General features: G+C 44.8%; 13 protein-coding genes. 12 read left to right on the top strand and 1 reads right to left on the bottom strand.

Annotation, left to right across the window (positions count from 1 at the left end; all coding sequences use genetic code 11):
• A partial coding sequence (locus AC1DPZ_RS01020) for a cupin domain-containing protein (RefSeq protein WP_477400622.1) occupies nucleotides 1–649 on the bottom strand: 649 nt, incomplete at its 3' end.
• 460 nt (nucleotides 650–1,109) lie between these two features.
• On the opposite strand from AC1DPZ_RS01020, the gene AC1DPZ_RS01015 reads away from it, so the two are divergent.
• The 12 genes from AC1DPZ_RS01015 (at nucleotide 1,110) to AC1DPZ_RS00960 (ending at nucleotide 23,740) form a co-directional block, all read left to right on the top strand.
• The gene (locus AC1DPZ_RS01015; protein ID WP_477400620.1) at nucleotides 1,110–1,784 is read left to right on the top strand and encodes a DUF3826 domain-containing protein; all 675 of its coding nucleotides are present in this window, start codon (nucleotides 1,110–1,112) and stop codon (nucleotides 1,782–1,784) included.
• Between the two features lie 93 nt (nucleotides 1,785–1,877).
• Nucleotides 1,878–5,078 carry a SusC/RagA family TonB-linked outer membrane protein gene (locus tag AC1DPZ_RS01010; protein ID WP_477400619.1) on the top strand — a complete coding sequence of 1,067 codons (3,201 nt, stop codon included), beginning with the start codon at nucleotides 1,878–1,880 and terminating at the stop codon, nucleotides 5,076–5,078.
• Nucleotides 5,079–5,090: 12 nt separating this feature from the next.
• Nucleotides 5,091–6,917: a RagB/SusD family nutrient uptake outer membrane protein gene (locus AC1DPZ_RS01005; protein WP_477400618.1), complete on the top strand. Its 1,827-nt coding sequence runs from the start codon at nucleotides 5,091–5,093 to the stop codon at nucleotides 6,915–6,917.
• Nucleotides 6,918–6,980: 63 nt separating this feature from the next.
• Nucleotides 6,981–8,642, top strand: coding sequence for a polysaccharide lyase (locus AC1DPZ_RS01000; protein ID WP_477400617.1), 1,662 nt, complete (start codon nucleotides 6,981–6,983; stop codon nucleotides 8,640–8,642).
• 62 nt (nucleotides 8,643–8,704) lie between these two features.
• Nucleotides 8,705–11,806, top strand: a complete 3,102-nt coding sequence (locus AC1DPZ_RS00995) for a DUF6298 domain-containing protein (protein WP_477400616.1) — start codon at nucleotides 8,705–8,707, stop codon at nucleotides 11,804–11,806.
• A gap of 2 nt (nucleotides 11,807–11,808) precedes the next feature.
• Entirely contained in the window at nucleotides 11,809–13,194 is a 1,386-nt protein-coding gene (locus tag AC1DPZ_RS00990) for a glycoside hydrolase family 140 protein (RefSeq protein WP_477400614.1), read from the top strand.
• 14 nt (nucleotides 13,195–13,208) lie between these two features.
• The gene (locus AC1DPZ_RS00985) at nucleotides 13,209–14,153 is read left to right on the top strand and encodes a glycoside hydrolase family 43 protein (protein ID WP_477400613.1); all 945 of its coding nucleotides are present in this window, start codon (nucleotides 13,209–13,211) and stop codon (nucleotides 14,151–14,153) included.
• 1 nt (nucleotide 14,154) lies between these two features.
• Nucleotides 14,155–15,990 carry a six-hairpin glycosidase gene (locus AC1DPZ_RS00980; protein WP_477400611.1) on the top strand — a complete coding sequence of 612 codons (1,836 nt, stop codon included), beginning with the start codon at nucleotides 14,155–14,157 and terminating at the stop codon, nucleotides 15,988–15,990.
• 35 nt (nucleotides 15,991–16,025) lie between these two features.
• Nucleotides 16,026–17,450: a sialate O-acetylesterase gene (locus AC1DPZ_RS00975; RefSeq protein WP_477400609.1), complete on the top strand. Its 1,425-nt coding sequence runs from the start codon at nucleotides 16,026–16,028 to the stop codon at nucleotides 17,448–17,450.
• Nucleotides 17,451–17,455: 5 nt separating this feature from the next.
• On the top strand, nucleotides 17,456–20,260 hold the full coding sequence (locus AC1DPZ_RS00970) for a glycoside hydrolase family 2 protein (RefSeq protein WP_477400608.1): 2,805 nt from the start codon (nucleotides 17,456–17,458) through the stop codon (nucleotides 20,258–20,260).
• Complete coding sequence (locus tag AC1DPZ_RS00965) at nucleotides 20,257–23,001, top strand: glycoside hydrolase family 78 protein (RefSeq protein ID WP_477400606.1); 2,745 nt, start codon at nucleotides 20,257–20,259, stop codon at nucleotides 22,999–23,001. The genes AC1DPZ_RS00970 and AC1DPZ_RS00965 overlap by 4 nt, the downstream gene beginning before the upstream one ends.
• 25 nt (nucleotides 23,002–23,026) lie before the next feature.
• A complete protein-coding gene (locus tag AC1DPZ_RS00960; protein ID WP_477400604.1) occupies nucleotides 23,027–23,740 on the top strand; it encodes a DUF3826 domain-containing protein in 714 nt (237 codons plus the stop codon).
• Nucleotides 23,741–23,750: the final 10 nt, after the last annotated feature.

Here is a 23,750-nt window from a genome sequence, read left to right as displayed (position 1 = left end):
AGGTAACACTGAGGTTGCCAATGGCTGCTATCTTTTCAAGACTTATTTCGGTTTTATAATTAGCCAGGGTATAGGAGCAAACCTTATTAAGGCGAATGGTATCCGATTCGTTCGACTGATGAAACTCGTTATGCGATAATATGATCGGCTCAAAGTCGTCGTTTTCTGTCAGTATTTTTAAAATAGACAGCAGAACTATTATCCTGTCGAGATTGGTTGCATTTACCGCCTGCCACATCAAATTAGCCAATTTTGTTTTTGCCTCGCCCTTAATAACCATACCGCTTTTGGCCTTTTCAAAAAGTTTTGGCAGCATATAAGCTTCGGGTAAGTTCAACAGGTATTTGCCCAGGCAATCCGGCAAAAAATGAATAACTATCACTTCCACATTCAGGCCCGAATCCGGCAAAAAGTATTCATCCTTGCAGCGCCAGCAATGCGGCAGCGCTTCGCCAAGTAAAGTTATTTCGCCGGGCGAAAAATTGCTGATATTATCACCAATAAAGCGCACACCTTCGCCCTTAATTACATAGTGAAGCTCCAGTTCGGGATGATAATGCCATATGCCCCTAAAGGTTGGTAAAATATCGTGCCTGATGCTAAAAGAGTTCTGTGGTTTTACAGCAACCTTAAGGAAATGAGGCTTCATTTTTAAAAAATCAATAAACTGTTAATAAAATTAGCAGTTTAAACACTGCTTGCTAATTGGCTTACAATTTTTAAAATTATAAATATTTAAGCAAACATTGATTATAAAAAGGTAACATTCTTTTGACAGAACCAGGATATATAGGAAAAACAGTGTTATGATAGGATCGTACAATAAATTGATAAATACAGGTAGAAATGGCACTACCTAATATTTGATATTTGTTAAAGCATCCTGTAATACCAGGTGCCGTTACCAATTATATAAACCAACATAGTTAAATATCAATATTGTTTTTTAAGTTAAAGTATTGATGATTATTATGTGTCAGTTTAATTGTGATATGTGCAAATAAATTGTGATAAAAACTACAATATAAAGTTAATTTATTGATTTACAGATTGTTGTAATTTTATTAAAATATATAAATATAACTTACCTTAAAGTTAAGATTATGAGAATGAAGAAATGTTTAATACTGCTGGCGCTCCTCTTCGCAGGGTGTATAAGCACATTTGCCCAGGCCCCTTCGGTAAATACCAACAACGATAATTATACGCAGGTAATTACACAGCGCTCCGGTAAAATTGTTGATGTGTTAAATATTACCGATTCGGTAAAGTATAAAAAAGTTCGTGATATTATCGCAGATCAGTATCATGCACTTAATGATATATATAATACACGCAACGCCCAAAGCAAGCAAATAAAGGAACAGGCCGGTGATGATAAAGCGACGGCTAAAGCTAAAATAGCCGAGGTGGACAGTAACGTTACCAGGCAACTGAAAGCACAGCATACAAAGTATATTTCAAAATTAGGCAGGGAACTAAACCCCGACCAGGTTGATAAAGTTAAGGATGGCATGACCTACAGGGTATACCCTATAACTTACACTGCTTACCTGGATGAATTGCCTACGCTCACCACTCTGCAAAAGGATAAAATTAAAGGATGGCTGTTAGAGGCACGCGAAAACGCGATAGATGCCGAATCGTCGGAAAAAAAGCATGCCTGGTTTGGAAAATTTAAAGGCCGCATCAATAACTACCTGTCGGCACAAGGCTATGATATGAAAAAAGCAGGCGAGGAATGGCAGCAAAGAATTAAGGAAAGGGCAGCAGCCAAACAATAATTTAAACCAAGCACCGGGCCGATAACGTGAGAAGTATTACCCGGGAAGTAAACTATACCAATTAATTAAATCATGAAACTAAATTAAACCTTTATGAGAAGAGTTTTTTACTTATTTTTTGCACTGCTCCTGATTAGCAGTGCGCTAAAGGCCCAGAACCGGACTATAACGGGCCTGGTGACCGACGAAAAAGGTCTGCCATTGCCTGGCGCTACCATTACGGTAAAGGGAAGCACCGCAGGCAGTGTAACTGGCACCGATGGCAAGTATTCCATTAAGGCCACAAATTTGCAAACGGTTGTGATCGGTGCAAAATTTATTGGCTACAACTACCAGGAAAAAGCCTTGAGGGAGGGCGAAATGAATGCCGATTTTAAACTGGTTCCATCACAAAGCAGCCTCGACGAAGTGGTTGTAGTGGGTTATGGTACACAAAAGAAAACTCATCTTACGGGTGCAATTGCAAGCGTGGAAATGAAAAATATACAGGATATACCAACAACCAACCTGGCTGCAGCCTTGCGGGGGCAGCTGCCCAATGTTTCTGTAAGCGGCGGCACTGCCAGGCCAGGCGAAAACGCTACAATACAGATTCGTAATCCTGTGTTTTTTGCAAAAGATGGTAAAACCGATCCTTTATTTATCATAGACGACAATCAAAGAACACTTAATGATTTTAACCTGCTTGATGCAAGCGAGGTTGAAAGCATTTCGATATTAAAGGATGCCGCCGCAGCAATATATGGGATTTTGGGTGCAAACGGTGTTGTTATTGTTAAAACAAAACGTGGCCAGGTGGGTGCCCCTAAGGTAACCTACAGCGGATCGTACGGTATATCTGATGCAGTTGAACTGCCGCATATGATGACCGGTTTACAGCAGGCAACCTATCTTAATGATTATGAGCAAACCAAAAACAACTATACCTTATCGCCAACAGGTGTTATAGGAACCGGTACAACAAAAGATGCCGCTTACTACAGCCCGGATGAATTAGACTATTTTGCCAATAACAGTTCGGATCATTTAAGAGAAGCCTGGCAATCATCATACATTATGCGCCATGCTTTAACAGTTAGCGGAGGTAATGATAAGGCAACTTATTTTGCAGGCGGTACTTACACGCAACAAAATTCAAACTTTAAAGGGGCCAGCACCAACAAATTCACATTCAGGGCCAGTGCTGATGCTAAAGTTGCAAGTGGCTTAAAAGTTGGTTTATCAATTAGCGGCGACACCTATTACAGCAAAAGATATTATTTTAAACAGGGGTCAGAAAGCCTGGACAACGATTTTAAATCCTTGCTGTCAATTCCGCAGTTTCAGCCGATGTATTATAACGGCTTACCGGTGCTGCAGGCATCAAATACAGGATCGTTTCAGGGTGCGAATTTTTTTGAGATACAAAAGTTAAATAACTACACATCTCAAAACACAACCATGTTAAATGTTTTGGCCAATGCCGAATATGAAATTCCTTTTATAAAAGGCCTGAAAGCTAACGTAAGCTACAATCGCAATATCAACAACGATTTTAGCAAACAATACGGTACCAGGTATAACATGTACTCATTCACCAACCTGGGCGAAAATAAGCATATAGTAGGTGGCGATGTTCAAAGTGTAATTTCGGCCAAAAATGGTGATATCGTACGTTTTACCCCCGGTATTACCAATGTGTACCAGGTAAATGGTAATTTAACTTACGCTGCCCGCTTTGGCAAACATGATTTATCGGCCATTGCTTTATTTGAGCAAAAGCACGATTCGGGCGAAAGCTTGCAGGCCTATCGCGAAGGTACCCTCGTAGGCGGTTTTGATAATATGCAGTTTGCAACCGGCGCCCAAAGCACCGATCAGGCAAATGGCAGGGTGCTGCAGTTTGGCCGCCTGGCTTATGCCGGCCGTGTAAATTACGCCTACGCTGATAAATACCTGGTTGAACTTTCCATCCGTGCCGATGCCAACAACAACTTTGCGCCCGGCCATCAATGGGGATATTTTCCATCCGGTTCATTAGGCTGGGTAATGTCGGAAGAAGGATTCTTTAAAAATAATATCAGGTTTGTTAATTTCTTTAAAATCAGGGGATCTGTTGGTTTATTAGGTAACGATAGTTCAAAACCTTTCCTGTACCAGGAGAATTATAAATTAGAAACAGGCAAAGGTGCCGTATTTGGCGGAAATAACGACAGGGGTTTAACCTATGCGCCAAATATTGTAATTGCCAATGCCAATACAACCTGGGATAGCAACCTAAGCACCAATTTTGGTATTGATGCGCAGTTTTTAGAAAACCGCTTATCATTAACTGCTGATGGATATTATTCGCACAGGTATAACATGTTATCGGCTTTAACATCGTCAGTTTCGGTACTGATTGGTGCTGCGCCGCCTACAGAAAACTTTGCATCGGTTAACACATTTGGTTATGAAATTTCATTGAGCTGGAAAGACAGGATAGGAAAAGATTTTAGTTACAGCTTTAGCCCGTTTTTATCATGGTTTGATGATAAAAACCTGAGAGTTGACCAGCCGCTTGGCAATGTGGGTACTTACCTTGATGCAACCGGGCGTCCGAGTGATAAAGGTGTATTTGGTTACCATTACCAGGGTATGATCAGGACACAGGAACAGGCTGATGCTGTAAAAGCACAAATGGCTGCTGCAGCTGGTATTTCGCCGGATGCTGTACGGATCAACGGCCTGGTGCCGGCCCCGGGGATGTTGTACTATCAGGATGTACGTGGTCCTAAAGATGCCACTGGCCAGTACACTGCTCCTAATGGTAAAATAGGCGAAGAAGACCAGGACTACCTAACCAATAAGTCAAGCAACCACTACGGCCTGGGGCTGAATTTTGGTGGTGGCTATAAAGGCATAAGTCTTAATGTAACTATGGGTATGTCGTTTGGCGGTCAAAGCCTGGTTGAAGGCGATGCAAGAGCCTTATCAAAAGCTACCGATAACCGGCCGGAGTTTTGGTCAGACCACTGGACTCCTACCAATACAAACGCGGCGTATCCTGCGCCTTATTACGCAGATTCATATACTTTAACATCTTCATTTTGGTTTAGGAGTTCGTACACATTTAAAATAACTAATATAAACCTGTCATACACGTTCCCTTCATCACTTACAAAAAAGATGGGCATAGGAAGCATAAAAGCATTCGCGGTGGCAACCAATCCGTTTAATTTTTATAACCCCTTCACCTATAGGGATAACGCCACTTCATACAATGTCTACCCCACGCTCAAAACGGTATCTTTTGGTTTAAATGTTGGTTTTTAATTATTAAAGCAAATGAAAATTCATAAAATATTATTACCGGTGATATGTTTAGCAACGGTAATTACAAGTTGCAAAAAAGTACTTAACAATGTTGACCAGGGCAATGCTGTGGCAAACCAGATCTTCAATGATTCAACTTTGGCGGTATTAAACCTTAATTACATATACAATTCAAACCTGCCCGATTGGGCTGGTGTTACCGGCGGTGCAATAAGCAACCCAAATTCGTTATCAGAGGAATCTTATTCAGATACCAAATTTTTCAGGGGAACATTAACCGCCGAAGATGTTGGCGATATTGCAACATCTGTTAACATAACCAATAATTATGGTAAGATCCGTTTTATCAACACCTTTATCAGGGATGTAAACGCCGGAACGCTGCCATTAGGCACTAAAAACAGGTTGGTTGCGCAGGCTTTATTTTTACGCGCTTTCCGTTATTTCGATCTGGTACGTTTATATGGCGGTGTGCCATTGGTATTAACCCCATTGCAGGCTGTTGGCCAGGAAGCAAAAGATGCTGCCTTACTGCCGCGTAATAAAACGTCGGACTGTATTAAACAGATAAGCGCCGACCTGGATAGCTGCATTAAATATTTACCTGCAAAGTGGAACGGTTCGGACTGGGGGCGCATAACAGCGGGTGCAGCTGCAGCTTTCAAGGGCCGCGTATTATTAACATGGGCAAGCCCGCAGTTTGTAACCGCCGGAGCCAGCGATCAAAACAACCCGGCAAGCCTGCCCGAAAGATGGGAGGCCGCTTATGCCGCAAATACCCAGGCTATAACATTACTGCAGGCGGGTGGTTTTGGCTTAAACTCATCGTATGAAAATATGTGGTTTACCGAAGTTAACAACCCGGAGGCGGTTATGGTTACGGGGTATAATAACTTCACTACCGACACCAAAAAAAGCAATGGCTACGATAATTCTACAAGACCATCATATTTAGGTACCGGCGGCGGCAGTAACCAGCCCACCTGGGAAATGGTAAAAGCATACCCGATGAAAGATGGTAAGCTGCCCGCTGAATCAAAATACACTTACAGCGATCAAACTTACTACCAAAACCGGGATCCCCGCTTTGATAAAACTATAGCCTACAACGGATGTACATGGTATATCATCAATAATTTGAATTACAGGTTATGGACATATTATTACAATCCCAGTCTTAGCAAGCCAACTAATTTTAGTACAGTGGAACCAAAGGCATCATCAACCGGTTTTTATTGCCGTAAAGCTATTGATCCCGCAACGCTGCAAAGTAACGTGCAGTATGAAGGTACAGATTGGATGGAGATCCGCTACGCAGAAGTACTGTTAAACCAGGCCGAATGCGCAGCTGCTACCAATAGGATTTCAGAAGCTTATGACCTTTTGGTGCAAATACGTAAAAGGGCCGGAGTAGAGGCCGGAGCAGATAACTTGTATGGCTTAAAAACAGGTATGGGCCAGGTTGAAATGATTAATGCCATTATGTTTGAGCGCCAGATAGAATTTGCATTTGAAGGTAAGCGTTTCTGGGATCTACGCAGGAGGAAGCTGTTTGCCAATGCATTAAATGGCAAAACACGAACCGGGATTCAATGGAACGTTAATTCGGCAACTGCGCCTACAAGTCTTAGTGTTTCGCCGTTTGCAGGCAGGGATGGTTTAACCGCCGATCAGGCATATCAATACTTTACGCTTAACAAAAAAAATCTTGATAATGGCTACACCATTGCCTGGAAAGATGAATACTATTTCTTTGGTATTCCAACTTCATCAATTACCAATAATCCTAAACTGCAGCAAAATGTTGGATGGGGCGGAACATTCGACCCATTATTATAATTAAACATAAAGTGACAGCATTGCTGTTACCGTATAAACTAAAGGAATAATATCTACTTACATATGAAAAAGCACACAGCTATATTTATAATAGCAGCAGCATTGGGATTTGTTAAACCGGCTTTTGCGCAATATCCGGAGGTACCCCAAAAAGTAAAAGATGAGAGTGAAGCATTGATGAAAGAGGCTACCCGCCGTTCAGATTCTGCATGGCAGGTTGCGCTTCCTATAATTAAGGCTGATCAAAGGCGCGGTAAAGTGTATGTGCCCTGGGCAGGCAGACCATCAGATCTGCCGCAGGCAAAGCTGGCGGCTTTCCCCGGTGCCGAGGGCGGTGGTAAATTTACTTTTGGCGGCCGTGGCGGTAAGGTATATGTAGTAACAAGCCTTGCTGATAGCGGTCCGGGTACCTTACGTGACGCCTGCGAAAAAGGCGGCGCACGCATAGTAGTATTTAATGTTGCAGGTATTATCCGTATAAAAACGCCCATTATAGTGAGGGCGCCATACATCACCATTGAAGGGCAAACTGCACCGGGCGACGGTGTTTGTATTGCCGGCGAATCATTCTGGGTAAATACGCATGATGTAATTATCCGGTATATGCGTTTCCGCCGCGGCGAAACAAATGTTGGCCGCAGAGACGATGCCCTGGGTGGTAACCCGGTTGGGAATATCATTGTTGATCACGTATCGGCAAGCTGGGGTTTAGATGAGAATTTTTCGATGTACAGGCACATGTTTGATCCGGGCGACGGTTCAAAGGAGGAGAAGCTTGGAACGGTTAATATCACCATCCAAAATTGTATCTATTCCGAATCGCTTGATTATTGGAACCATGCTTTCGGCAGCACCACAGGCGGCGAAAACAGTTTGCTGATTCGTAACCTTTGGGCCGATAATACCGGTCGTAACCCATCAGTAGGCTGGAATGGTGTTTACAATTTTGTAAACAACGTGGTATTTAACTGGCACCACCGCTCGATGGATGGCGGCGATTATACAACAAACTATAATGTGATCAATAATTATTTCAAACCTGGTCCGGTAACGCCAAAAAATGAGCCTGTGGGCCACAGGATCCTGAAACCTGAATCGGGCCGGAGCAAATTGAAAGAAAAGTTTTTTGGTCGTGTATACGCCGTTGGTAATATTATGGAAGGATATCCCGAAATTACCAAAGACCCGTGGAAAGGCGGTATCCAGGTTGAGGGAGCCGGGGGCAAAGAATTGCCTGATGCAGGCGAGTACACAGATTACATGCGCTCAAACACGCCATTCCCTATGCCACCCTTAACCATTATGTCGGCTACGGATGCTTACAAATTTGTTATTGCCAATGCAGGTGCAACACTACCAAAACGCGACGCGGTTGATGTACGTATTACCGAGCAGGCGCGTACCGGAAAAATTGTTTATAAGGAGATGGAAACCGATACTGCATACCAGTTTAAGGTTCGTAAATTACCTAAAGACTCATACAAGCTGGGTATCATCACTGCACCATGGCAGGTAGGCGGATATCCTGATTATAAAGGTACTCCTTTCAAAGATTCGGATAATGATGGCTTGTCTGATGATTGGGAAAGAAAACATGGCTTAAATCCTAAAGATGGTAATGATTCGGCCCTGCCTGCTAAAAATGGCGGCGGCTATACCAATATCGAAGTATATTTAAATGCCGTAGCGATGAAAGGCGAAAAGAAGTTAGCTACATTGAAATAATTATAACAGTACTAATGTCAGGATTTGGGTTCAATAGGTTTATTTATATGTTGGTGGGGAGCATGCTTTTGCATGCTCCTTTGTTTGCTCAAAAAAAGAAGCAGGATAAACCACAGTCGCCTGTTGCTGCTGATAAAAACGGGAAGCTGACTTATGCCGTTGCCGCCAATGGCGACCGCATTCCTGATTACTCTTATTGCGGGTATATGACGTCAGAACAGTTAATTCCTGTTGCTCCGGTGCGGGTTATAGTTCCATTAAAGCCGGGAGATGCCACTTTGAGGATCCAGGCCGCGTTGGATTATGTGGCGGGATTGCCCGCCGGTAAGGATGGTATTCGCGGCGCTGTATTGCTGAATAAGGGGATATACGAGCTTAATGGCAGCCTTAAAATAAATGCCACGGGTGTTATATTGCGCGGAAGTGGCATGGGGTCAAACGGAACCATATTATTGGCCGCCGGAACAGACAGGGAGACTTTTATCCATGTTTCGGGTAAAAACGACAGGCAAACTGAAAAGGAGATTAAAATTACAGATGCTTATATGCCTGTGAATGCTAATACATTACACATTGCTGCAGGCGCTGATATTAAAACCGGTGATATGGTTAGGGTGCACAGGCCAAGCACCCAGGCCTGGATCAATACCATCAAAACAGATCATTTTGGCGGCGGCCTTACCGCATTAGCCTGGAAACCCGGCGAACGCGATATTTACTGGGACCGAAAGATAATTGCCGTTGATGGCAACACTATTACCCTTGATGCACCGCTTACCACTGCTTTAGATACTGCCTATGGCGGCGGCCTTATAGCAACCTATAAATGGCCGGGCAGAATAGCACAGGTGGGTATCGAAAATTTAAAACTGCGGTCGGTTTACGATGCATCAAACCCAAAGGACGAAGCGCACCGCTGGATGGCCATCACCATGGAAAATATTACCGATGCCTGGGTGCGCCAGGTTACCTTTGAGCATTTTGCGGGTTCGGCGGTGTTTATTGCACCAACAGGTAACCGTATTACCGTTGAAGATTGCAGATCACTTGCCCCGGTATCAGAAATAGGGGGGCAACGCCGTAATACCTTTTTAACCATGGGCGGGCAAACCCTGTTCCAACGTTTATATTCAGAACAGGGGTATCATGATTTCGCTACGGGATATTGCGCCCCCGGTCCAAATGCCTTTGTACAATGTATGTCAATTCAGCCTTACAGTTTTAGCGGGTCAATTGATAGCTGGGCATCAGGTATTTTGTTTGATGTAGTAAATATTGACGCGCAGGCACTAAGTTATATGAACCGTGGACAGGATGGGCAGGGAGCGGGATGGAGTGCAGCCAACAGCTTGTTCTGGAACTGTACCGCTGCCCGTGTGGATTGTTACCAGCCGCCAACAGCGCAAAATTGGGCTTTTGGCACCTGGGCACAATTTGCCGGCGACGGCTATTGGGAAGAATCCAATAGCACCATCAACCCGCGCAGCTTTTATTATGCGCAGTTGGCAAACCGATTAAATAAAGATGTAAGTAAACAAGCGGATATTTTATATGCTGCAACAGAGCCGTCGAGCAGCCCGACTGTTGAGCAGGCTGCCGCGTTAATGGCCGCCGCCAGGAAACCGGCAATAACCATAAGCGACTGGATAAACCAGTCCCCCCAAAGAAATTCGATAAACATTTCATCCGCAGGTGTAAAAACAATCGACCAAATAGGATATAAGCCAACCGGCACTATTGCTTCAGCTCCAAAAATGAGTGTTGAAAATGGCTGGCTGGTACGCGGCAATACTGTGCTTGCCGGCAAACATGCGCAAACTCCCTGGTGGAGCGGCACTGTTCACCCTGATTATACCGAAAAAGAGGCCAAACCCGCCATTATCCGCTGGGTACCCGGCCAAACCGGAACCGGGCTTACTGATGACCTGGACGAGGTGAGCAACAGGATGCTTAAAGATAACATTGTAGCCTTTGAGCATAATTACGGTTTATGGTATGATCGCCGCCGGGATGATCATGAACGCATCCGCCGGATGGATGGCGACGTTTGGGCGCCATTTTATGAACTGCCTTTTGCCCGCAGCGGTAAAGAGTTAGCCTACGATGGCTTAAGCAAATACGATCTCACCAAATACAACACCTGGTACTGGAGCCGTTTAAAACAGTTTGCCGACCTGGCCGATCAGAAGGGGCTGGTACTGGTGCACCAAAACTATTTTCAGCATAACATTATCGAGGCAGGCGCGCACTATACCGATTTTCCGTGGCGTACCGCCAACAACATCAACGGTAGTGGCTTCCCCGAACCGGTACCTTATGCAGGGGATAAGCGCCAGTTTATGGCCGAGCAGTTTTATGATGAAACTAACCCTATGAGGCGTAAACTTCACCAGGCTTATATTAATAAATGCATGGATAATTTTGCGGGCAATAACGGTGTAATTCAATTTATGGGGGAAGAATTCACCGGCCCGCTTCATTTTATGCAATTTTGGGTAGAAACCATTAAACAATGGGAAGCTACTCATAAAAAGAAAGAAATTATTGGCCTTAGCGCCACAAAAGATGTGCAGGACGCTATCCTGTCCGATCCTTCAAAAGCATCTGTTATCAATGTGATCGACATTCGTTACTGGTATTACCAGGCCAATGGCGCTGCATATGAACCTATCGGCGGCCAAAGCCTTGCGCCACGCCAGCAGGCACGTATTTTAAAACCCAAAGCAACATCTTTTGAGCAGGTTTACCGCGCGGTGCATGAATATCGCACCAAATACCCCGGTAAGGCTGTGCTGTTTTCCGCCGATGGCTATGACCGTTTTGGCTGGGCCGTATTTATAGCCGGTGGCTCATTGCCGGTACTACCGGCCGGTACAGATAAGCAGTTTTTAACTGCGGCAAGCAGCATGAAGCCTGTTGAAATGCCCGGCGCGCCAAAAGATCAATGGGCATTAAGTTCGGCCAAAGGGTACATTGTTTATAATCGTGCTGATAAGGCCGTTCGTTTGGATCTGGCCGCCAATACCAGTTATAAAGCGCAATGGATAGATCCCCAAACCGGCCAAATTTTGCCCGGCGACCAACAGGTAAAAGGAGGTAATGGTACCGAAATAAAGAGCCCGAACGTCGGGACTGCCATTTTATGGCTGATGAGTAAAAAATAATTATGTTTAAAAAGATTGTTTTAATAGGTATCCTCTCTTGTTTGCTTTTCTCGTTCAAAAGCAATGAAACGGCTATGCCGGCTTTAAAAATAGCTGCAAACCACCGGTACTTTACAGCAGGCGGCAAACCTTTTTTTTGGCTGGGCGATACCGGCTGGCTCCTGTTTTCGAAGATGAACAGGGAAGAGGCCGAACAATACCTGGATACCCGGAGCAAGCAAGGCTTTAACGTGATACAGGTTATGGTGGTACATAGCATCAAAGAAACAAACGCATATGGCGACTCGGCCTTAAGTAATCAAAATATCGCTCAGCCTAAAGTAACTCCCGGCAATACCTTTGGCAAAGGGGATGAATACGATTATTGGGATCACATTGATTGGATAATCAGCAAAGCTGCCGAAAAAGGACTTTACATTGCTTTGGTGCCTGTATGGGGATCGATAGTAAAAGAAGATCATATCGGCGCAGCTAAAGCCCAAATTTATGCTGAATTTTTAGCCAAAAGATACCGCGATCGTTCAAACATCATCTGGATGAACGGTGGGGATATAGCCGGTACCGACTCACTGAAAACATGGAATGCCATTGGAAATACGCTGCACGACCTTGATACAGCACACCTCATTACGTATCACCCCCGCGGGCGTACACAATCATCTACATGGTTTCATGAGCAGCCCTGGTTAAGTTTTAATTGCTTCCAGTCGGGTCATCGTACTTATGCCCAGGATACCTCAAAAAAAGACTTAAAGTATGGCGAGGATAACTGGAAATATGTGCAGGTTGACTATGCCAAAACGCCCATAAAACCTACACTTGATGCCGAACCATCCTATGAGAAAATTCCCTATGGATTGCATGATCTCAAACTGCCAAGGTGGACGGATGCCGACGTAAGGCGATATGGTTACTGGTCGGTATTTGCAGGTAGCTGCGGTTATACCTATGGCCATAACGACGTAATGCAAATGCACAAGTCAACAGATAAAAACAGCGCTTATGGCTCAAAGGGATATTGGTACAAGTCTATAAATGATCCCGGCGCCAGGCAAATGATCTACTTAAAAAAACTAATGTTATCGCGGTCATATTTCGACAGGGTGCCCGATCAGTCGCTTATTGCGGGCCCCCAGGGCGAAAAATATAACCGGCTTATAGCTACCCGTGGTAAAAATTATGCATTTATTTATACCTACACCGGCAGAGAAATTAATGTGAATACCAGGCAGCTAACGGGATCAAAGATAAAAGCCTCGTGGTTTAACCCGCGTAACGGACAAGTTACAGCGATAGGCACGTTTACCAAAGTAAAAACACTTAAATTCAATCCTCCCGGCCAAAAAACAAATGGCAATGATTGGGTACTGATCATTGACGCTATATAAACCTGAGATAAAACATGAACCGATTAGCTAAATACGTAGCGTTGTTATTTGCCTTTGTTATGATGACATCATGCAAGGCAGGTAAAAGCGTGTACCTGTTCACCTCGTTTCATGAACCTGCCAATGAAGGGCTCCGGTTTTTATACAGCTACGATGCCTGGCACTGGACAGATCTTAACCATATATTTTTAAAACCGAATGCCGGCCAGGCGAAGATCATGCGCGACCCATCCATTACCCAGGGGCCGGATGGTGTTTACCACCTGGTGTGGACAACCGGCTGGAAGGATGATAATGGAATTGGCTACGCCAGCTCAACCGACCTGGTGCATTGGTCGGCACAGCAACATATTGATGTGATGGAATACGAACCGACCGCTGTTAATGCCTGGGCGCCCGAATTGTTTTATGATGATGAAGCCGATCGGTTTATTATCGTATGGGCATCAACAGTGCCCAAACGTTTCCCTAAAGGGCAGGAGGACGAGAACAATAACCACCGCCTGTATTATACCACAACCAGGGATTTTAAAGCGTTTACGCCAACCAAACTATTCCTCGATCCGGGCTTTAGTGTAATTGATGCCGAAATTGTAAAGCGGGCCAAAAACGATTATATCCTGGTAATGAAGGATAATACCCGGCCCAACCGCAATATCCTGGTTGCATTTAGTAACAACCCATTGGGGCCATACAGCAGCTATACCAAACGCTTTACCGAAACGTACAGCGAAGGCCCATCTTTAACCAAAGCGGGTAACAACTGGCTTGTTTACTATGACTCATACCGGTTAAAAAGATATGGCGCTATGCGCACTACCGATTTTAAGACTTTTACTGATGTATCAGATAGTGTAAAGGTACCCGAAGGGCATAAACACGGCACCATTTTTAAAGTGACCAAAAAACAACTGGATTTACTGCTAAAAGAAGCACAGTTGAAAAACGACAGAAGCTAACATGAACAAGATCATCAATATATTACTGTTTACATTAATTGCTTATACCGCGCAGGCACAGGATACTGTACGCTACACCGGCAATACCCTGGTTAATGTTGATTACCATCATGGGCAGTTAACCCCGGTAGTAGGGGTGCATAGTACGCAGATTTTGAGGGCCAACCGGGAACATCCCGAGCTGGCTGATGGTTTTGGCTTTACCTATAACCATGCGCCCATGCTGGCTTATTGGAACAATACTTTTTATGTTGAGTATTTAAGTGATAAGGTAGGAGAGAGCGCGCCCCCCGGTCAAACATTGGTGATCGCATCTGCCGACGGGCAAACCTGGTCGAAACCAACCCTTGTTTTTCCGCCCTATAAAATACCAGATGGTACTACAAAAGAAGGGCATCCGGGCGTGGCAAATAACCTGTATTCGGTAATGCACCAGCGTATGGGCTTTTATACCGCCAAATCAAAACGCTTGCTGGTGTTGGGCTTTTACGGTATTTGTTTGGATGGGCACGACGACCCTAATGACGGGCAGGGGATTGGACGGGTGGTGCGCGAGGTTTTACCAAACGGAAAATACGGACCTATCTACTTTATTCATTACAACCCTAAATGGAACGAAAAAAACACAAGCTATCCATTTTATAAAACCAGTAAAGATAAAGGCTTTGTACAGGCCTGTGATGAGCTGATGGCTAACCCCTTAATGATGATGCAGTGGGTAGAAGAAACCGATAAAAAAGATCCTTTAATACCGTTGCATAAAGATTATAAGGCTTTCAATTTTTATAACCTGCCTGATGGCCGGGTAGTAGGCTTATGGAAGTACGCCCTAACAGCCATCAGCACCGATAATGGTAAAACCTGGCCTGCAAATGCCGCACGTGCGCCGCGCTTTGTAAACAGCAATGCCAAAATTTGGGGGCAGCGCACATCCGATGGTAAATATGCAACTGTTTATAACCCTTCCGAATTCAGGTGGCCGCTGGCTGTTTCGGTTAGTGATGATGGGCTTAACTATAAAAATCTGTTGCTGGTTAACGGCGAAATTTCGGCAATGCGGTATGGTGGCGCTTATAAATCATACGGGCCGCAATATGTGCGCGGGATTGAAGAAGGCAACGGTACGCCGCCCGATGGTAAGCTGTGGGTAACCTATAGTATGAATAAGGAGGATATCTGGGTATCATCAATGCCTGTACCCCTAACCGAAATAGCCGGTGCACATGCCAATGAAGTATTTAATGAGATACCTGTCGGTAAAGAGCTGAACCTGTGGAATACTTACAGCCCCCAATGGGCTCCCGTAACTATTGAAAAAGCCCCGGATGGCGAAAAAAGCCTTACCCTGAAGGATAGCGACCCTTTTGATTATGCCAAAGCGGAACGCGTGGTGCCTGTATCTAAAAAGTTAATGGCCGATTTTACCATCATCCCAGGGCAAAATAATACCGGTATGCTTGATATAGAGTTCCAGGATGAAAAGGGCAGTGCCGCCATCAGGCTCACACTTGATTCGGCGGGGCAGTTCAGGACCAAGGCGGGATATCGTGATAAAAATATCATGAAGTATGAGGCAGGCAAACCCTATCATATCATCCTGAAATTAAACACCAACACTCGTTTTTATACCATGAATGTAAACGGCAAGGATGTACTTACCGCCTTGTTTTTTGCCCCGGTATTAAGCGTGAACCGTGTTGTTTTCCGCACAGGCGAGGTACGGCGTTTCCCTGATACAGACACACCAACGGATCAAAACTACGACCTGCCAAAAGCAGGAGAATCTGCTAAATCCGCGGTTTATTATATCAAATCATTTAAAACAGGCAATTATTAGGAATGGGTAGCAGGGCGATATTTTGCTGTTTGATTATGAGCTTATTCTGTTTTACAGGCAGCATAGCCCAGGTTGTTTTGCCTAAAATATTAGGTAACGGCATGGTATTGCAGCGCAATCAACCCGTCCCAATTTGGGGTGCCGCCAAAGCAGGCGAAAAGGTAACAGTTAAGTTCAACGGTCAAACCAAAACAACCATTGCGGATGCTACCGGTAAATGGATAGTTACGCTTAAACCGATGCCTGCTTCGGCAAATCCGGCCACGTTAATCATCGCCGGCACCAATACTATAAAGCTTACAGATATCCTGGTAGGCGAGGTGTGGCTGTGTTCGGGCCAGTCGAACATGCAATACGAGATGCGCAAGAATAGCAAGGTTAAAAAGCCCGATACCAGTACAGCAAATTCACCGGTTAATGAACTGGATAGAGCGCATAACCCACAGATCAGGCTCTTTTTAGTCTCCCAAAAAAACCTGCAAAAACCCGATTCCGCTCATTCTGGCTGGAGTATCGCGGAGGATTCCGCTTTACGTGCTTTTTCGGCGGTGGGATATTTCTTCGCCAAAAATCTTAATCATGATCTGAAAGTGCCTGTTGGTATCATTTCATCGGCAGTAAGCGGCAGCCGCATTGAGCCATGGGCGCCGCAGGAAGCTTTTGATGCTATCCCATATTTTAAAACCAATAACATTAAAATTGAGGGTGATCCTGGTAAATTCTACACCAAAATGATTGCGCCGCTGGCGCCGTTTGCGCTTAAAGGTTTTTTATGGTACCAGAGTGAAAGTAACTGCTATCTGGGTGAAACCATTAGTTACACCTATAAAATGGAAGCGCTCATCAATAACTGGCGTAAAAGCTGGAACAACAAAAGCCTGCCATTTTATTATGTGCAGATAGCCCCCTTTTATTATTCTCAAAGCAAAGGTGCGGTGTCTTATACTGAGTTTACGGAACCTGAATTAAGAGAAGCCCAAACCATGGCTTTACAGATCCTCCATACAGGTATGATCATCACGACAGATCTGAACGATGATCTTAAAAACATTCACCCGCCATTTAAATGGGAGGTTGGCCGCCGGCTGGAATTACAGGCATTAGCCAATACTTACGGACAGCAAAAGCTTGTTTTCTGCGGACCGATGTATAAAAGCATGAAAATCACCGGTAATAAGATCATCCTGCGTTTTAAACATACAGGTAATGGACTGATTAGTCATGATGGTAAACCGCTTACCGATTTCACTGTAGCCGGCAAGGATAGCAAATTTGTACCCGCTATTGCTGCCATCAAAGGTAATACAGTTGAGATTTCGGCAGATGGGATAGATGCTCCTGTAGCTGCACGTTTTGCCTGGTCGGAATCGGCCCAGCCCAATTTCTATAACAAGAACGGATTACCTGCCGCGCCATTCCGAACGGATAATCCGCTAAAATTTACACCTACTACAAACTGATTACCATGAGATCTGCCTGTTTTAAAATATATACCTATGCCCTGTTACTGCTAAGCGGAATAACTGCCCGCGCGCAGGAAACACAAAAGGTATATTTATCGGGCACGGGCAGCGATCATACCGTTAACTGGCAGTTTTTTTGTACCGACGGTCGCAATTCGGGCAAATGGACAACCATCCCCGTTCCATCTAACTGGGAATTACAGGGCTTTGGAAAATACAATTACGGACTTGTAAAAGATAGCCTGAAAGGGAAGGAAAAAGGTTTATATAAATACGAGTTTAACGTTCCGGCTGCCTGGCAGGGTAAAAGCATCAATATAGTTTTTGATGGCTCCATGACCGACACCGAAGTGAAACTGAATGGCAGATCTACAGGAGCCATTCACCAGGGATCGTTTTATCGTTTTAAATATGATATCAGCAGCTTGCTTAATTATGGCAAACCCAACTTGCTTGAAGTTACCGTTTCCAAGCAATCGGCCAATGCATCCGTAAATGCGGCTGAACGGAAAGGCGATTTTTGGGTGTTCGGTGGCATTTTCAGGCCGGTGTTCCTGGAGGCTTTTCCCAAAGCTCACATTAAGCATTATGCCATTGACGCCAAAGCCGATGGCAAGCTAACAGCCGCGATAAAGTTATCATCAGTTAAAGCTGGAACAATAACCGGGCAGGTATATAGCCTTAAGGGACAAAAAGTTGGTGGGGTTTTCAAAACGAATGTAAATGCCGGCGATACCCTGGTGAATCTCACCACCAGGGTCGCATCACCGCTGTTATGGTCGCCCGAGTTTCCTAACCTGTATAATGTGATGTTTACCCTAAACCAGGCCGGTAAAACGGTGCATACGGTAAAGCAGCGGTTTGGTTTCCGCACGGTGGAGCTAAGGCTGCACGATGGTATTTATGTGAACAATGTAAAAATCAAGTTTAAAGGCGTTAACCGCCACTCGTTCTGGCCCACAACCGGCAGGGCAATGAACAAAAAACAAAGCGTTGATGATATCATGCTGATGAAGGATATGAACATGAATGCCGTGCGCATGTCGCATTACCCGCCCGATGATCATTTTTTGGATGCCTGCGATTCATTGGGTCTTTTTGTTTTGGATGAGCTTACCGGCTGGCACGGGCATTATGATACGGAAGTGGGTTCTAAGCTGGCGAAGGAAATGATAGCGAAGGATGTAAACCATCCATCAATAGTTATTTGGGATAATGGCAACGAGGGGGGCTTTAATTTTGACCTCGATCATTTTTTTGACGACCTGGATATTCAGAAGCGGCCGCTCATCCACCCCTGGGCTGTGTTCAGGGGCACAAACACACAGCATTATATCAACTATGATTATGGCACCGGCACCAATTTACATGGGCACGATGTGGCTTTCCCAACCGAGTTTTTGCACGGCCTTTACGACGGCGGTGCTGGTGCAGGCCTGGACGATTTTTGGGAATTGATGTACCATACGCCGCTTTCGGCCGGTGGGTTTATCTGGGATTTTGCAGATGAAGATGTGGTGCGCACCGATAAAAATAATGAGCTCGACTCCGATGGTGATCACGCTGCGGATGGCATTGTAGGGCCGTATCACGAAAAGGAAGGCAGTTATTACGCTATCAAGGAGATCTGGTGCCCTGTGCACCTTGAGCCGCGGGAAATTACCCCTGCATTTAATGGTAACCTGAGACTGGAGAACCGATATCTATATACCAATTTAAAGCAGTGTACATTTAGTTATAAGCTGGTTAAGTTTAACGATGCGTGGCAGCAGCCCAAGCCGCAGGCCGCCTCGCAAACCGGACCGATAACCTCACCAAATGTAGCACCGGGCCAATACGGCAATTTACAATTTGATTTGCCTAAAAACTGGCAGTATTATGAGGTATTATACGTAACTGCCGTTGATCCGCACAAAAAAGAATTATTTACCTGGAGTTTCCCCATTAAAATGCCTCATGATTTTGTTCGGCGTATTATACAAAAAACTGAGAGTCATAAAATAACGGTTACCGAAACCGATTCAGTTTATAAAGTGGCCAGTGGTAATAACATCCTACTGGAGTTTAACCGTAACTCGGGTGTATTGAAAAAGGTAAGTAACAGCCTTGGCGAAATCCCATTTAACAACGGGCCCGTATTGGCCGAAGGTGCTGAAAAAACAGGCTTTAAAAAGCTAAGCTACCATTACCAGGGCGATACCGTAATAGTTGAAGCAGCTTTTGAACCCAAAGCCAATATGGCAAAATTAAAATGGACTATGTACCCCTCAGGCTGGGTAAAGCTGGATGTAAAATACTGGCCCATTGGTGAAGAAGGTAACCTGTTGGGCGTAAGCTTTTCTTATCCCGAAAAAGATGTTAAAGGGGTACAATACATGGGCAGCGGCCCTTACCGTGTTTGGAAAAACAGGCTGAAAGGTAACTCATTGGGTGTTTGGGACAAACATTATAACAATACCATAACTGGTGAGCCAAAAATTGAGTACCCAGAATTTAAGGGATACTACGCCAACCTGTACTGGATGAGGCTAAACGCCAATACCGGTCCAATCACTATTGTTTGCGATAACCGCGATGTATTTATGCGCCTGTTTACACCGGCTACCCCCAAAAAAGTGTACAACACGGCGCCCGCGTTCCCATCGGGAGATATATCCTTTATGCATGGCATCAGTCCGATTGGTACCAAATCTCAAAAGCCCGATAAATTAGGTGCACAGGGCTTTCCCAACAAATACTTTGATTATTACAAGGATATAGATATGGCTTTGCCGTTAACGTTATACTTTGATTTTTCGGGCAAATGAGTAAACGCGCACATATAGCCCTGCTGATATTTATACTCTCATCGTATAAGTGCCTGGCCAATATTGCCACGCAAAACCAGCGCTGCGAAATGCTGCACAATCCGCTGGGTATTGAAACTACCCATCCAAGGTTAAGCTGGCAGATAACAGGAGAGGGTCGTAATATTAATCAAACAGCTTACCGGGTATTGGTTGCATCAACCCCTGCAAAACTGGCCGCCAACCTGGGCGATCTTTGGGATTCGCATCGTGTAAATTCGGGCGAATCCATCATGATTAATTATGCTGGTAACACATTAATTAGTCGTACAGCCTGTTACTGGAAAGTCAAAGTATGGACCAATAAAGGCGAAAGCCAATGGAGCCAACCCGCTATGTGGAGCGAAGGTTTGCTAAATACTACCGACTGGAAAGCCCGTTGGATAGGCCATGATGGCGGCTTCCCCTGGGACAGTGTTTCTAAGTTCTCCCGCCTGTCGGCACGTTATTACCATAAACAGTTTGATGTAAAGCCTGGTGTAAAAAAAGCTACCATATATATCATTGGTTTAGGTCATTATGAACTTTATATAAATGGTAACATTATAAGCGATCAAGTGCTTGCCGGGCCGCCTACCGATTATACCCAATCTGTTAAGTACAATACTTTTGATGTTACCAATGCAATAAAAAAAGGTGCAAACGCTGTTGCAACGGTATTGGGCAATGGCAGGTTTTTTACCATGCGCCCCAAATACAAACCAAAAAAAATTAAGGAATTTGGTTTCCCCAAAATGCTGCTACAGTTAGAGGTAGAGTATACCGATGGTACCCGGCAATTAATTGTGAGCGATAACAGCTGGAAGTTTACTGCTGATGGCCCAATCCGCACCAATAACGAATACGATGGCGAAGAATATGATGCCACCAAAGAGATGCCCGGCTGGAACAACACCGGCTTCGATGACAGCAAATGGCTAAAGGCCGAACTGGTTGAAGCGCCGGGAGGCAGGGTAGAGGCCCAGGTAAATGAACCCATTAAAGTTATGGATACTGTAAAGCCTGTCAGCGTAAATCAGCTTAAACCGGGCACCTGGATTTTGGATATGGGGCAGAATTTTGCCGGCTGGGTGAAAATGCATGTAAAAGGTAAACGCGGTGATAAAGTAATCCTGCGCTATGCCGAAACCCTACAACCCAATGGCGAACTGTACGTAGCCAACCTGCGCGATGCCAAAGTAACGGATGTTTACACCCTGAAAGGTGGCGAAGACGAAAGCTGGAGCCCGGCATTTGTATACCATGGGTTCAGGTACGTAGAGATCAGCGGCTACCCTGGCGAGCCCGGATTGGCCGATTTTGAGGGAGAGGTAGTTTATGATGCCATGGCTACAACCGGGTATTTTGAAACATCCAACCCGCTCATCAACCAGATCTATCATAACGCTTATTGGGGCATATTAAGCAATTACAAAGGTATGCCGGTTGACTGCCCGCAACGTAACGAGCGGATGCCCTGGCTTGGCGACCGTGCAGTAGGCTCTCTTGGCGAAAGTTTTGTATTTGCCAATGGTAATCTGTACGCCAAATGGCTGGATGATATTGCCCAATCGCAAAAGCCGGATGGCGCTATACCCGATGTAGCCCCGGCCTATTGGAATTATTACAGCGACAACATGACCTGGCCAGGTACTTATATCCTGGTTGCTGATATGCTTTACCGCCAGTTTGCCGATAAGGCGCCCATTGAAAAGCATTATGCCTCCATGAAAAAATGGATGGATTATATGCGCCTAAAATACATGAAGGATTATATAGTGACCAAAGATAAATACGGCGACTGGTGCGTGCCACCCGAATCGCCGGAATTGATCCACTCTAAAGATTCTTCCCRCAATACTGATGGGCAGCTTATCGCGACAGCATATTATTATCACCTGTCGGGATTAATGCAAAAGTTTGCCAAACTGCTCAATAAACCTGCCGATGCACAGGCCTTTGCTGCCTTGGAGCTAAAGGTAGGCAATGCTTTCAACCAAAAATATCTCGATAAAAAAAGCTTTCGCTATGCTAACAATACTGTTACCGCCAATTTGCTGCCCTTGTATTTTGGCATCACCCCTGCAGTAAATAACAAAGCGGTTTTTAAAAACATAGTTGATAAAATCGAAAACGATGCAAACGGACACATCAGCACCGGGGTTATAGGTACACAATGGCTCATGCGCGGCCTTACCGAATATGGACGGCCTGACCTGGCTTATCGCATCGCTTCCAACGATGATTACCCGAGCTGGGGCTATATGGTAAAACATGGCGCCACCACCATATGGGAGCTATGGAACGGCGATACCGCCAACCCGGCCATGAATTCGCATAACCATATTATGCTGCTTGGCGATTTGGTGGCGTGGTTTTACCAGGACCTCGCCGGGATTAAAACTGTTAACGCGGGTTTTAAGGAAATGGTGATGATACCTCCGGTAATAAGTCAATTGAACAGCGTAAATGCTTCATATGAAACGCCATATGGTGTGGTTAAAAGTAGCTGGACAAACAATAGAGGTCATTTCACCTGGCATATAACAGTACCGCCTAACAGTAAAGCTTTAGTATACATACCGGCAGGCACCGGCAAAACTGTAACCGAATCGGGGCGGGCAGCGGATGCCATAAAAGATATTAAACTGGTAAAAATAGAAGGCGGCCGGGCTATTTTCCGGATAGGATCCGGCAGTTACAATTTTGAAGTTAAAAGTTAAATCTACCTATCTAATGAGTATAAACATGAAAATATTAAACATGGTGGGTATGGCATTGGCCGTATTGCTCATCACATCAACCCTAAGTAAGGCGCAAGATCAAACAGCGGCAAAACAGGTGCCATCGCCAGAAGCACAGGCTAAAGCTGATGCGGAGATTGATAAAAAGGCAAATGAATGGGTAAGCTCCCTCACCTTGAATGATACCGGGAAAGCTTCACGGTTAAAAACCGTTGTGGCTGCGCACCTGAAAGCCATCCGGGATTGGAACAATAGCCACTCGTACGAATCTGTACCTGCCGGGATTGATCCGGCTACCGGCAAACCATTGAGCACTATGGACAGGCAGATCATCATCAATTCATCCGTGCCAAAGTCGGTCCATGAAAACCTGATGTTTGGTCTGCGCAAAGATCTTAATGAAGAGCAGGTAGAGGCGATACTGGATAAATATACCATTGGCAAGGTGGCTTTTACACTGGCAGGTTACAAAGCCATCGTTACCGATCTGACGCCGGTTGAAGAAGCAACCATACTGGCCAATTTAAAGCAGGCTCGCGAGCAGGCGGTTGATTTTAAAAATATTAAACAGATCTCGGCCATTTTTGAAATCTACAAAACCAAAAACGAGCAGTACCTCAACAATAATGGCCGTAACTGGCACCAGTTATTTAMGGCTTATGTAGATGCTGCTAAAGCTAAAAAATCTGCTGATGCAGCAAAGAAAACAGCTCAATAAATATAATAGT

The sequence above is a fragment of the Mucilaginibacter sp. P4_G9 genome (assembly GCF_056400985.1).
This window is presented reverse-complemented; position numbering and strand designations above follow the sequence as displayed.

What these genes read in the sequence shown, in the direction of transcription:
- AC1DPZ_RS01015 (WP_477400620.1), top strand. Translation starts at nt 1,110, where the DNA reads ATGAAGAAATGTTTAATACTGCTGGCGCTCCTCTTCGCAGGGTGTATA.
- AC1DPZ_RS00990 (WP_477400614.1), top strand. Translation starts at nt 11,809, where the DNA reads ATGTTTAAAAAGATTGTTTTAATAGGTATCCTCTCTTGTTTGCTTTTC.
- AC1DPZ_RS00970 (WP_477400608.1), top strand. Translation starts at nt 17,456, where the DNA reads ATGAGATCTGCCTGTTTTAAAATATATACCTATGCCCTGTTACTGCTA.
- AC1DPZ_RS01005 (WP_477400618.1), top strand. Translation starts at nt 5,091, where the DNA reads ATGAAAATTCATAAAATATTATTACCGGTGATATGTTTAGCAACGGTA.
- AC1DPZ_RS00995 (WP_477400616.1), top strand. Translation starts at nt 8,705, where the DNA reads ATGCTTTTGCATGCTCCTTTGTTTGCTCAAAAAAAGAAGCAGGATAAA.
- AC1DPZ_RS00980 (WP_477400611.1), top strand. Translation starts at nt 14,155, where the DNA reads ATGAACAAGATCATCAATATATTACTGTTTACATTAATTGCTTATACC.
- AC1DPZ_RS01010 (WP_477400619.1), top strand. Translation starts at nt 1,878, where the DNA reads ATGAGAAGAGTTTTTTACTTATTTTTTGCACTGCTCCTGATTAGCAGT.
- AC1DPZ_RS01000 (WP_477400617.1), top strand. Translation starts at nt 6,981, where the DNA reads ATGAAAAAGCACACAGCTATATTTATAATAGCAGCAGCATTGGGATTT.
- AC1DPZ_RS00985 (WP_477400613.1), top strand. Translation starts at nt 13,209, where the DNA reads ATGAACCGATTAGCTAAATACGTAGCGTTGTTATTTGCCTTTGTTATG.
- AC1DPZ_RS00975 (WP_477400609.1), top strand. Translation starts at nt 16,026, where the DNA reads ATGAGCTTATTCTGTTTTACAGGCAGCATAGCCCAGGTTGTTTTGCCT.